The sequence below is a fragment of the Micromonospora sp. B11E3 genome, from assembly GCF_039871625.1.
Taxonomy (GTDB): domain Bacteria; phylum Actinomycetota; class Actinomycetes; order Mycobacteriales; family Micromonosporaceae; genus Micromonospora.
Genome location: NZ_JBDPMC010000130.1, coordinates 1 through 11,521, shown reverse-complemented (window position 1 = coordinate 11,521; position 11,521 = coordinate 1). Strand labels below are relative to the sequence as shown.

Sequence of the window (11,521 nt, the reverse complement as noted above, 5' to 3'; positions counted from 1 at the left end):
TCGCCGGACGCGCCAACATCGCCCACGCCCGCCGCGACCTACACAACCGCACCGATGTCTTCGCCGTCTACGGCATCTAGCAAACCATCACCAAGCCGGACAGAAAGAAACAACGCCGGGGCCCTGGAGCTCACCTGGGGTGGTGCGGTCGATACGGTTTGCCGCCAGCGGAATGCGCAGGTCCTGGTAGCCGGTGGTGATGGTCCGATTGTCGCCGGCGAGGGTGAGACCGGTCAGTCTGGACTGAACGCCGCCGGGAGTGAGCCGGATGTCGGACTCCTCGCCGCCGCGTTCTCCCCGGATCCGCAACACCAGGCGCGTGTAGTCGGTCAGGTTGCGGTCGACGTAGCTCCCGAACCAGCCGTTGGCCTCGTACCTGAGCAAGAGCGCCCCACCCGTGACCGCGCAGCGGGCCAACCCCTCACACTCGATGGTCTTTCCCGGATCGTTGCGGCCGTGACCGTCGGTCCATCCCGGATCTCCGTCGAAGTTGCCGAGCAGTATCGGCTGTGCGGTCGGTTGGGGCGCCGGTGGTGCCGCACCTGCGGCAGTCGGCGTCGGGATGGGGCCGGCGGGGGTGGTACCGCCGTCGGCCTTCCGTGGCGTCTCCGAAGGCCCGGCGGCGGTGGGGGCGGGAAGTAATGCCGGGCCCGCCGAGTCGACGGTCGACCCGGAGGGAAGGTCGGCATCTCCGGTCCATAGGTGCTCCTGCCGCTCGGCGCGCCCGCGGTCGCCCTTGCCGCTGTCGCCGGCGCTGGCCAAGCACGCGCCGAGTACCGCCAAGGGCGCCAGGAAGCCGACGACGAGGACAACCGAACCCCGTCGCGCCGCCTTGGTTCGTTGCGTGGCTGGTGGGCGGGTCTGCATCCGGAGGGGGAGGACCGGTGCCGGGCATCGCATCCGCCGTCACGGGCTTCCCGCTGGGATTTGTCGTGCCAGGTCATCGTATGTCATCTGACCTACGTGGACGGGTTCTCACACAGAGCACGGCTGCCGGTCAGCATCCGTTCACCACCGCCGGCCGGGCGATGTGACGACTGTGGCGGGAGCGTCCCACTACTAGCCCAATAGCGCCATGGCGAGCCGGGCGATGCCCTCAGGAATTCGGTCAGGCGAGGTGCTGGCGTAGTTGAGCCGAGCGGCCTGGTGACCACGCCTGGGGTCGAAATAAAACAGCGAGCCGGGAATGTAGGCCACACCCGCCTCCAGTGCCCGGCCGAGGGCTGCGGTGAAGTCGACGGAGTTTGGCCCTTCGAGCCATAGGAACATGCCGCCCGAGGGTCTGGTCCAGGTATAGCCGGCGCTGTCCGGGAAATGTTGTGCGAGTGCCTGGTCCATGACCCTGTACCGATCAGCGTAGGCGGTGCGGAGGGACTGGAGGTGGTCCGTGAGAACAGACTTTCCAGGGTCCAGGAATCGAGCTGCGATGGCTTGGGTGAATCCCGAGGCCTGCATGTTGTAGGCCGACTTGACGCGTCGGGCGTGCTCCACAAAGGCGGGCGGAGCTACGAGAGCGCCTACGCGCATGGCGGGGGCGAGGATCTTCGAGACGGAAGAGGCGTAGAGGACGTGGTCGGGCGCGTAGGACTGCAGGGGCGGCAGGGGATCGCCGGCAAACCGGAGCTGCGTGTAGACGCCATCTTCTATCGCCATGACGCCGGTGTCCTCGATGATCAGCGCCAAGCGCTCCCGGCGCGCGGTGGGCATGACCCGCCCGGACGGATTCTGGAAATCGGGCATGACCGACAGGAGCTTGGGCTGATGCAGCGCGATGGCCTCGACGACAGCTTCGGGGATGATGCCGTCGTCGTCACAGTCCACATGGACCACCCTGGCCCCGCAGCGCTGAAAGGCGCTCATGGCACCGGGGAAGGCCGGGCTCTCGACCAGGACGACATCTCCGGGGTTGAGAGTGAGTTCTGCGGCCAGGCTGATGGCCTCCATGCCCCCGCTCGTTATCAGCAGGCCATCGGGAGTGCACCGGACGCCCTGATCCTGGAGCAGCCGAGCAAAGTGCGCACGCAGCGACGGCAGGCCTTGGGGCATGGTGTAGTTGAGTAGGCCGAGGTGCTGGTCGGCCTGGCGGGCGTCTTGAACCAGGGCTTCGAGCAGGTCGTTGGGGAGCAGGCGGTTGTCGGGCGAGCCGGCGGCCAGCGAGACAAACGAGGAATCGGCCGCTTGTCGCGACATGATTGTGCCAAAGATCGGCGCGATGGGGTCAGCGACGGCCCGATCGGCTAGGGACGACAGCGGGGTGGTTGCCGACATGGGACTACTCCAAAGTCACTTTCCGCCCTTCCACGGTGGCATGGAGGGGGCCGTCAAGATGCTTGTCATCTACGTCGTAGACGTTGAACTCGGCGGTACCGGTAAACGAGTTGTGGCTGACGCTCAGCGTGAGCTCTATTACGCCGCGGGTCATGCTGTGGTCGCGGTAGGCGAGGCGGTACTCCTCGAAGCGGGCCTTGACGGCGCCTTCTCGCTCCTGCCAGACGCCCAAACCGGCCGTGTCGCTTGTGATGGTGTTGCCGAGCGGGGGATTGGACTGATGGAGGGTGCCGTCGGAGTGGAAGGCAAACATATGGTACGGAACAGGAGCTCCCTCGGTCCTGACTCGCCAGACGCCGACGATTGGTGATGGGGCCATCTTCACGATCTCCTACAAGCGATACGGGGCCATGGAGCCGGGAGTGACCAAGTTACCCCGCTGGTGATCGATGGCGTGGTGGACGACGGAGAGCGCATCCTGGTGCGGGCCCGGGCTCCCGAAGGGGCGGTGGCCTGACCGCGCTGCGCAGCCGTGTCGCGCGGAGTGCAGGGGTGCCATCAGCGACTGTCGCGGACGTTCCGGCCGATGTCCGGTCAGTGGTGATACGGGTACGCGTGCTGTGTGAACCCTGACTGCGGACTCAAGACCCGCGGCTATCCCGAGGTCGAGGCACCCCCGGGGGGATGTGGGCGATTTACTGAAGGGCGTTACGCGGACTGCGATGAGTATTGGTCGAAAGGTTGGAAGTTCCCGTGAGATCCCAGTGGATCGGCAGCTTCAGCCTGCCCTCCGCAAAACCACCCTGTAGCTCTGCCGCCGCCTCCAGCATGGCTTCTTCCTGCTCAGGCACCAACACCACATCCTCATTGAGCTTCGGGTCAGTCCGAAACTCATACGCCACCAAACGATGCTCCGAGCTCAAATTCACGGCAGCGTGGAGGACGCCTTCGGGCACGTACAGGAACTCACCCGGTCCATGCAGTACCGGCTCGAAATCGGGTCCGATCAACGTGGCCGCCCAGCCCTCTACGCAAACCACCACGATCTCTGTCCGCGCATGTAAATGCAGCCGTGACACCTTGCCCGGTTGCATGACTACGGTGCATGCCGAGATTCCGTTCGTCCCGCACAGTTGCTGGCTGACCGTCGGGATCAACGTCTGCCCCTGAGGGCTGGCTAGACCATCGCCATTCTTGGCCGAGTGGACCGTTATCTTCTTGCTGCCGGCGTGATAGCCAATTCCGTTTTTCGTATTCGTTGGCGCAAGCATGTCAAATCTCCCGTCGGTGCAGGAAGGAGCAGGGAGTAGCGGTGGTGGTGCAAGAGTCCGCAAAGTCATGAATGGGTCTGACCTGAGCAGCACTTTGCTCCGGTCCTGTTCGAGAACGACTAGGAAGACCTTCGCCTGCATCGACCGTTGGACGTGGCATGCGGGGCCGATGAGGTTCGATCCGACCAACGTGGCGTGCTCGTTGCGTCACGGTGGCCCGACCAACGGTTCGAGGGTGCCTGACACGTCGGCGAGCAGCCGCGGCACCGCCGTGGTCGGACGCGGAAGCAGCACGTTTTCCTGGCAGCCAGCCGGCGCTGACATCTGGTCGCCGAGGGCCCGCGGCGCCGCCGAGCAGAACACGCTGCGCCGGGTTGGTGGCCGCGCGCCACAGTCAACGATTCCTGGTCAGGCGCCCGGCGCAGTCCACTCGGGAGGGGACCTCTTCCACGCTCGACCGGTTAGGCTACGACGGCTCCATGTGCGAAGGCCTTCCTTGAGCACGATGGTGGGTTGGGGTGGTACCGCGGACAAGCACCGGCTCGTTGATCTACTGCGCACATCGTATGCTCGCTCGTTACCTGCGCAACTGGCTGTCCGCTATCTTTAGAATCGCTCTTAACCCACCAGAGCCTACAAAACCATGCCACCCGGGTCGGTTGGGGCATGACCACTGTCGAGCCCTCGCGCCACGGGCGCGCCGTCGGATCCGATCCCAGGACTCCGGCGCAGTCCGCGAGTGTCTCCTTGGACCTGCTCGTGGTCGTGGGGTGTGGGGACCCGTCAACGCCACCGGCTAGGAGCGTGTCTCAGTAAAGGGCACCCGCCTTGCATCTCGTGATCTTTTATACGGAATCATCCGGGTATGCGTCGTGAGGATGGGCTGTTCGAGGTCGAGCCGGTCGAGCCGAAGCGGACGCATCGTGCGGTGGCGGTGGACAAGACCTTCCGGGCGTTCGACCCGCGCCAAGTCCTGCTGCTGCCGCCGTCGCTTGACGACTGGCTGCTCGAGGACCACCTGGCCCGGTTCGTCGCGGACCTGGTCGACGAGGTGCTGGACCTGGGGCCGGTCCTGGCCGACTACACCGAGAAGCGCGGCTACCCGCCGTATGATCCCCGGCTGATGGTGCGTCTGCTGATCTACGGCTACACCACCGGTGTGCGCTCCTCGCGGGCGATCGAGCGCAGGTGTGTCGACGACGTCGCGTTCCGGTTCCTGGCCGCCGACCAGGCACCTGACTGTCAAGCCCCGGGTTTGATGGAGACATCGAAACCTGGAAGGAACACCAGCGATGCCCGCACCGAAGAAGTACAACGATGAGCTGCGTGAGCGTGCGACCCGGTTGGCGGTCGAGGCCCGCCGGGATCCGGCGTCCGCGGTCGGGGCGATCCGTCGGATCGCCGGTCAGCTCGGGGTTCATCCGGAGGCGTTGCGCACGTGGGTGAAGAAGGCCGAGACCGACGCCGGTGAGCGGCCGGGCACCACCAGCAGCGACGCGGAGCGCCTCGCCGCGTTGGAACGGGAGGTGCGTGAGCTGCGGCGGGCGAACCAGATCCTGAAGTCCGCGGCGTCTTTCTTCGCGGCGGAGTTGGACCGTCCGTCGCGATGAAGGTCGAGTTCGTCGACTCCCAGCGGGAGCGACACGGTGTCCAGCCGGTCCTGCGGGCGCTCGAAGACACGCCGGCACAGATCGCACCCTCGACCTACTACGCCGCCAAGACCCGCCCCGCCAGCGCCCGCTCGCGACGCGATGAGGAGCTGACCGCGGTGATCGAGCGGATCCACGCGGAGAACTACGGCGTCTACGGCGCCCGCAAGATCTGGCACGAGCTGCACCGACGCGGCGTGCGGGTGGCCCGGTGCACCGTCGAGCGGCTGATGCGTGAGTCCGGGCTGCGTGGGCTGCTGCGCGACACCTCGCCGCGCACGACCCGCCCCGCGGCCGAGACCAGCCGCCCTGGCGACCTGGTCAGACGGGACTTCACCGCCGAACGTCCGAACCAGCTGTGGGTCGCCGACCTGACCTACGTGCGCACCAGCGTGGGCTGGGTGTACGCGGCGTTCGTCCTCGACGTGTTCTCCCGCATGATCGTCGGCTGGCAGGTGTCCACGTCGCTCTACACAGATCTGGCTCTCGACGCGTTGAAGATGGCGATGTGGCGCCGCGAGAATCAAGGCGCTGACCTGGGCGGACTCGTTCATCATTCCGACCGGGGAGTCCAGTACCGAGCAATCCGCTACACCCAGCGGCTCGCCGAGGCCGGCGCCGTCGCCTCTGTCGGCTTCCAAGGGCGACTCGTACGACAATGCGATGGCCGAGGCGTTCAACTCCCTCTACAAGGCCGAACTCGTGCGCAACAAGGGCCCGTGGCGCGGGCTCGACGACCTGGAGATGGCCACCGTCGAGTACATCGACTGGTACAACAACCGCAGGCTGCACGGCGAACTCGGCCACGTCCCACCCACCGAGCACGAGGCACTCCACGCGATGACCCACCCGGTCACCGCACCCCTGGAAACCAGCTAACCAACTCTCCATCAAACCCGGGGCTTCACAAACACCTCGCTGCTGATGGAGGACCCACCAGGCCTTGTAGCACCGCCGCTACCTGGTAGGGCGGCACCCACGGTGAAAGGTAGCGCGGGTAGCAAGGGCCACGCGACGCATCGTGTCCGGGTCACGCATGGGCTCCCCTGGGCACGCCTGATCACCTGACTCGCACGACGGATATCATCGACATCGACATCTGCACGACTGGCGCTGGCTCGACGCGACTCATCCGATGAGCGGCCGAAATTCAGATCACGCAACTGCGGCTGGATCTTTGCTCGTGCCGCGTGGCGGGGCCGTGACGACCTTCCACCGCGTCGCTGGCCGGGCCGGCCAATGCCGGCCGGAGGTCGCCAGTAGGTCGGGGCGCGGAACGGTTGGGATGGAGGAAAGGATGAGGGTGAAGAATAGGCGGAAGACGCATCTGGTTGGCACCATCCCGGCCGAGAGCCCCCGGGGTGCGATGCAGTGGGCTCTGTCGCAGTTAGGGGACAGCCTCGACATGGTGCCCGACGGTGAAACACACCGCCCGGATTGGGTGCTGCACATCGTGGAGGAGCTGCGCACTCACCCCGACTTCGAGTTAACGCGTGACGGCGACTGGTCGGACTACAGCAAGACACCAATGTTCAGGGTGCGTCGGGGCCACACGTTGCGAGGTGACGCCATCAAGGTGGGCATCGAAGCAGCCTTCCGCGACAGCTATCCGATCTATCGAGAGTTGGCCGTGGCGCATGGCCGATCGGAGCTGCCGTTCCAGGTAGGCGTGCCGGGCGATCTCAATGTGGCGATGTTCGCCTTGGGTCCTGCTAGAGCGCTTCGGCATCGAAGGGCGTTCACCGATGCAACGTTGCGCGAGATCCGCGCGATCCATGCCGAGGCTGGGGACCACGTGGTGTTCCAGATCGAGGTACCGGCCGAGTTGGTTTTCGTGGCGAGTGTCCCGCGCTTCAGTCAGCCGGCTGTGGCGGGCTACCTGGCACGCGGGATCGCGGGCCTGGCTCGGCAGGCGCCCGAGGGCGCCCGCTTCGGCATCCACCTCTGCGTCGGAGACCTGCAACATCGGGCACTGGCGCGGATGAGGGATAGTGGCCCTTTGGTGCGCCTTGCCAACGCCATCGCGGCAAGGTGGCCTGCGGGTAGGCCGTTGGAATTCGTTCACGCACCGTTCTCCGCTGCGGTGGAGCCACCGCCCATCGACCCTCGCTGGTACCGGCCGCTTGCGGGGCTCCGGCTTCCGACCACGACACGCTTCATCGCAGGCTGCGCGCATGAGCGCCAAGACCTCGCCACCCAAGTCCACGTTCGCAACCTCATCGAGCGAATGGTCGGCCGCCAGGTGGACATCGCGACCAGCTGCGGCCTCGGGCGACGCGACCCTGCGGCGGCTGACACTGCGATGCGCCGCACAGCGGAGCTTGCCAGCAGCCCGGCGGCGACGGTGTGAGGCGGCAGCCGCATCGACAATGCGTCAGGACGCCAAGCGGAGATGGTGCACCTCTACCGTCGCTCATCAAACCTGTGTGGATGGTTTTGAGGTGGCCCGCCTACGGAAAGGTACCCGGATCTGGTCCTTGAAAACGACGTTCAAGGGGAAGCCATCCGGGTCAGTCCACACCGCAGAGCCCAGGATGCCAAGCAGCCAGACAGGTTTGGAAGACACCACCCGGGCGTGAGAGGCCGGTTCGGAGGATTAGGTCCGTTTCGGGGCGAGTGTGAATATTCCGGGCTCATCTTCGGTCAAGAATTGGCGATTGACCATGCGTTTCAGCTTCGCGCGGGTGCCCGAGTTCCACAGTTCGTAGGAACACGAGCGTGATCGGTTCTGTGTCGCTGCTGGTCACGGGCTCGGGGACGACTTCCGACCGGCTCCGGGGCCAGAAAGTGTAGTAACACGACGAGGGATTCACATCTTGTACTGCCAGTGGAGGTGTGGTTTCTTCGTAGTCATGTATCTGCGGTTCACGTCGCGGACGAACGCCGATGGCAGCGTGGTGCGCTACGTCGCTCTGGCGCACAACCGCCGGGTGGGCGGCAAGATCAAGCCTGATGTGCTGATGAACCTGGGCCGTGTCGACCAGGTTGACGTGGAAGGGCTGCATCGGCTCGCGGCGTCGATCAACAAGCACTTCGGCGATGACGGGCATGGCACGGGCGCGGAAGCAGGCCTGGCCGCCGCAGCGGCGTCCCTGGAGGTCGTCGACTCCCGCTCGATCGGAGCGGTGTGGCTGCTGGACGGGCTGTGGCGGCGACTGGACGTCGCCGCGGCGGTGCGGGCGGCGGCGGACGCGCGCCGGTTCACCACGAACATGGAACGAGTGCTGTTCGCGCTGGTCGCCAACCGGGCAGTGGCGCCGATGAGCAAGCTGTCGGCCGCCGGGGCAGCCAGCAACTGGAGCTCAGGGTGGGCTCGGAGGTGCGCCGGTACGGCTGCTGCTGGCAGCCAGCGACGCGCTACGGTCCGGCCGGATCGACCGCGCCGTTCAGCGGGCGGTGGAGCAGCAGCGGCAGGCCGGCCAGCGGTAGGTGATCATACCCATGCGGCACACCTTCGAGCGCTACCTGCGGGCTCCCGAGCATCCGGGGTTGAGGAAGATCGGTACAGAAATTAGCGCTAAGGATGATCTTGCGGGCGGGGCGGCGGGTGAGGGTGCGGGGTGAGGTTACGTACGTTGTCCGCCTGTGCCCGTCGAGTTCCTGTCTGATGATCAGGCTTCCGCGTACGAGCGGTTCGTTGGTGACGTCACCCGGTCGGAGTTGGAGGGGCTCTTCCTGCTCGACGGGACCGCGCTGGATTTGATCGCGAACGAGCGTGGGGAGCACAACCGGCTCGGGTTCGGGCTCCAGATCGGGACCGTTCGGTATCTGGGGCACTTCTTGACCGAGGACCCTTGGGAGCTGCCCTGGTCGGTGGTGGAGTACGTGCCGTCCGCGCCTACGACCTGATCCGCATAATCAGCCGAGACGGCAACCCGACCCCGCTGGGGCAGGCGTTCGCCGAGTACAGCCGCATCGATAAGACCCTGCACCTGCTGGCCATGGTCGACTCGGTCGACGAAACGTACCGGCGGAGGGTCACCCGCCAACTCAACATCCAAGAGTCCCGCCATCGCCTCGCGAGGAAGGTCTTCCACGGGCAGCGTGGGGAGTGGGATCAGGTCGTAGGCGCGGACTCTGCTGGTGACCAGTGACCCGGCCACCCGCAGCATGTCCGTCCAGTGGGTGCGGATCCGGTCGAGGTTGACCCGGTTACGGGCGATGATATTCAGCGGCCCGTAGTCACCGGCCGGGCGATCGGGCGCGTCGGCGCGCCAGAACAGCGCGCCGCCCATGGCCGGACATCATGGCCTACGCGGCTTCGCACCCCCAAGCCAGATCGACCACGTTGCAACGACGTCAGCGGCCGACCAACACCGATTTTCAGCCCGGAACGGGCCACCTCGCCAGAGGCGACAGGGACTAACCCTCGAGGTTGACGACCCGGTCGGCCAGGCCGCGTTGCACGAGCTGCTCCCGATAGGACGGCTCGGACGCTAGGGACATCGCGGGAAAGCGCCCGAGCAGCTCGGCGAGCGCGACGTCGACCAGCAGCTTGGCGAAGCTCGCGCCCAGGCAGTAATGGGTGCCGAGCCCGAAGGCCAGCGGCGCGTTGCCCTCCCGGCCGACGTCGAACTCGTCCTGCCGCCCGAACCGTCGAGAATCCCGGTTCGCCGCCGCCAGGGTGAGCAGAACCCGTGAGCCGGCTGCGATGTGGACGCCGCCGGCCTCGAGGTCGCGGGCGGCGACGCGGGTCAGCATGTGGATGGCGGGGTCGATGCGCACGGCCTCGGTGATGAAGTCCGACAGCGTTCCCGGGTCCGCGACCAGGTCATGGGCGGGCAGGTGCCGGGAGACGACGAGCTGGACGGCGTTGCCGATGACGTCGCTCGGTGTCTGCGTGCCGGCGATGAGGAACAGGACCAGGCTGGCGACGAGCTCCTCCTCGGAGATCGCGCCGGTGGCCTCGCCGTCCCGGACCATGGTGCCGGTGAGGTCGTACGTTCGTGACACACGTGGATCGAGGCTCAGCCCTGGCTGCGCGCCGACTCGGCCGCCATGCGTTGGCGAACCAGGTCGATCGCGGCCTCAGCCGCGGTGATGCCGGCATCGGCGGCTGCGAGCTGTGCGTCTGCCTCGCCAGGCTGAAGACCGATGTCATGGGACGACATCGTCATGACGTCGACGCGCATCGAGTCGACCGCCGACTCCAGACCGGCGCGAGCCGTCGTCACCGCGGTGGCCACAATTCCCAGCACATGCAGATTGACGCTGTCGACCATCCGCTCGACCAGTCGCACCAGTTCCGCGGCGACAGCGGCGATGTGTGGCGGCAACTCGACGCACCTGAGCGTTGCCTCCCGTAGTTGTTCCGCGCGGATGGCTTTTTCGGCGTTGTCTCGCTGCGGCAGTCGGTATGCGGTGGTCACGGCCACAAACGCTATGGCCTCCTTGTCGGCGAGCTCCACGGCTCGGTTCCGGAGCTGCAGAGCTTCCTCGCGCGCACTTGTGAGAATCTGTTCATGGATTGTGACCGTAGGTTCTGTCGGCTTGAATCTCGTCAATGTGACCGCCGCCGCCTTCTCTGCGAGCGCGGCTCCCATCGCGATGCTCATAGCCCCCACCGCGCCCGCCCCGGGGCCGGGTGTGGCGGACGCAACCGAAGCCAACCAGTTGTCCAGCATTCGATCCGTCATGTCGACCATTGCTCCCTTGATGTTGTATAGAGGCGTTCTCGTAAGCGATCGGGCTGCGTTGTCCGAGCCGGAAATGACGGCGTCGGGTGTTGGAGCGGCTGAGCCAGCGAAACGCGTCGCGGAGTAAATTGTCAGGAGTTGTGGATCGGGTGACTCGTCCCAGGCTGCTTCAGCCTCGGAGCGCCCGACGAGGATGCCGCGTTCGAACCTTGCTCCGGCGCACACGAGCGGGACGAGATAGGGTACACGGGCCGCTCGCCAGCAGGCAACGTCGTTTCCGATGGGTGTCCGTCTAGTGTCCTGAGCCGGAGATCCGTCGGCAGAAGTGGTGAGGGATTCGAGGATCTCTTCGGGGCTCTTCGTTCAGATGAACGGCTTGAGGTCCTCGTTCCAGTTCCTGATCCAGCGGCGGATGTCGGCTTCGAGCCTGGACGTTCTTGTGGCGTCGCGGCGGCTCATCTGGTCGGCCAGGAAGCCGAACCATGGCTCGTCGGGTAGCCCCGGCGCATTACTGCGCCGGGGACCCCTCAGAACCGGCCGCGCTCGATTTCCAGGCAACCGGCTCAAGTAAGAGGTCGCGCAGATAGGTCAAGATCATGGGCGTCGGGTGGGACGGTTGTCCCAGCGGTAGAGGGTCCATGCCTGCCGGATCAGGCTACGTAGAGTGATGATCGCGTCGGCGAGGTCGAAGAACGCG

At 66.0% G+C, this 11,521-nt stretch carries 9 protein-coding genes and 5 pseudogenes; 6 read left to right on the top strand and 8 right to left on the bottom strand.

The genetic code is table 11. The features are described 5' to 3' along the window. Positions 1-87 precede the first annotated feature (87 nt). From ABGB16_RS32235 to ABGB16_RS32220, 4 genes are all read right to left on the bottom strand, one after another. On the bottom strand, positions 88-867 hold the full coding sequence (locus ABGB16_RS32235) for a hypothetical protein (RefSeq protein ID WP_347671849.1): 780 nt from the start codon (positions 865-867) through the stop codon (positions 88-90). A gap of 192 nt (positions 868-1,059) precedes the next feature. Further along, positions 1,060-2,268, bottom strand: a complete 1,209-nt coding sequence (locus ABGB16_RS32230) for a PLP-dependent aminotransferase family protein (protein ID WP_347671848.1) — start codon at positions 2,266-2,268, stop codon at positions 1,060-1,062. A gap of 4 nt (positions 2,269-2,272) precedes the next feature. After that, positions 2,273-2,653, bottom strand: a complete 381-nt coding sequence (locus ABGB16_RS32225) for a hypothetical protein (RefSeq protein ID WP_347671847.1) — start codon at positions 2,651-2,653, stop codon at positions 2,273-2,275. A 310-nt stretch (positions 2,654-2,963) separates the two neighbouring features. Further along, positions 2,964-3,539 carry a cupin domain-containing protein gene (locus ABGB16_RS32220; protein ID WP_347671846.1) on the bottom strand — a complete coding sequence of 192 codons (576 nt, stop codon included), beginning with the start codon at positions 3,537-3,539 and terminating at the stop codon, positions 2,964-2,966. A gap of 883 nt (positions 3,540-4,422) precedes the next feature. Between ABGB16_RS32220 and ABGB16_RS32215 the strand changes: the two are divergent. From ABGB16_RS32215 to ABGB16_RS32190, 6 genes and pseudogenes are all read left to right on the top strand, one after another. Continuing rightward, a pseudogene (locus ABGB16_RS32215) lies at positions 4,423-4,788 on the top strand (transposase); the annotation flags it as partial. Between the two features lie 43 nt (positions 4,789-4,831). Continuing rightward, positions 4,832-6,067, top strand: a pseudogene (locus tag ABGB16_RS32210) (IS3 family transposase). 418 nt (positions 6,068-6,485) lie between these two features. Then, positions 6,486-7,538: a hypothetical protein gene (locus tag ABGB16_RS32205; protein WP_347671845.1), complete on the top strand. Its 1,053-nt coding sequence runs from the start codon at positions 6,486-6,488 to the stop codon at positions 7,536-7,538. A 502-nt stretch (positions 7,539-8,040) separates the two neighbouring features. Beyond that, a complete protein-coding gene (locus tag ABGB16_RS32200; RefSeq protein WP_347671844.1) occupies positions 8,041-8,703 on the top strand; it encodes a hypothetical protein in 663 nt (220 codons plus the stop codon). A 70-nt stretch (positions 8,704-8,773) separates the two neighbouring features. After that, the gene (locus ABGB16_RS32195; RefSeq protein ID WP_347671843.1) at positions 8,774-9,037 is read left to right on the top strand and encodes a DUF4158 domain-containing protein; all 264 of its coding nucleotides are present in this window, start codon (positions 8,774-8,776) and stop codon (positions 9,035-9,037) included. Continuing rightward, positions 8,983-9,240: pseudogene (locus ABGB16_RS32190) on the top strand (Tn3 family transposase); the annotation flags it as partial. The gene ABGB16_RS32195 and the pseudogene ABGB16_RS32190, both read left to right, overlap by 55 nt. A gap of 36 nt (positions 9,241-9,276) precedes the next feature. On the opposite strand, the pseudogene ABGB16_RS32185 reads toward ABGB16_RS32190, so the two are convergent. The 4 genes and pseudogenes from ABGB16_RS32185 to ABGB16_RS32170 all read right to left on the bottom strand — a co-directional run. Further along, positions 9,277-9,372 (bottom strand): annotated as a pseudogene (locus ABGB16_RS32185) (Tn3 family transposase); the annotation flags it as partial. 178 nt (positions 9,373-9,550) lie between these two features. Continuing rightward, positions 9,551-10,141, bottom strand: a complete 591-nt coding sequence (locus ABGB16_RS32180; RefSeq protein ID WP_347671842.1) for a cytochrome P450 — start codon at positions 10,139-10,141, stop codon at positions 9,551-9,553. A gap of 14 nt (positions 10,142-10,155) precedes the next feature. Further along, positions 10,156-10,833: a cyclodeaminase/cyclohydrolase family protein gene (locus tag ABGB16_RS32175; RefSeq protein WP_347671841.1), complete on the bottom strand. Its 678-nt coding sequence runs from the start codon at positions 10,831-10,833 to the stop codon at positions 10,156-10,158. 585 nt (positions 10,834-11,418) lie between these two features. Next, positions 11,419-11,521: pseudogene (locus ABGB16_RS32170) on the bottom strand (IS5/IS1182 family transposase); the annotation flags it as partial.

What these genes read in the sequence shown, in the direction of transcription:
- ABGB16_RS32220 (WP_347671846.1), bottom strand. Translation starts at nt 3,539, where the DNA reads ATGCTTGCGCCAACGAATACGAAAAACGGAATTGGCTATCACGCCGGC.
- ABGB16_RS32205 (WP_347671845.1), top strand. Translation starts at nt 6,486, where the DNA reads ATGAGGGTGAAGAATAGGCGGAAGACGCATCTGGTTGGCACCATCCCG.
- ABGB16_RS32235 (WP_347671849.1), bottom strand. Translation starts at nt 867, where the DNA reads ATGCAGACCCGCCCACCAGCCACGCAACGAACCAAGGCGGCGCGACGG.
- ABGB16_RS32175 (WP_347671841.1), bottom strand. Translation starts at nt 10,833, where the DNA reads ATGGTCGACATGACGGATCGAATGCTGGACAACTGGTTGGCTTCGGTT.
- ABGB16_RS32230 (WP_347671848.1), bottom strand. Translation starts at nt 2,268, where the DNA reads ATGTCGGCAACCACCCCGCTGTCGTCCCTAGCCGATCGGGCCGTCGCT.
- ABGB16_RS32200 (WP_347671844.1), top strand. Translation starts at nt 8,041, where the DNA reads ATGTATCTGCGGTTCACGTCGCGGACGAACGCCGATGGCAGCGTGGTG.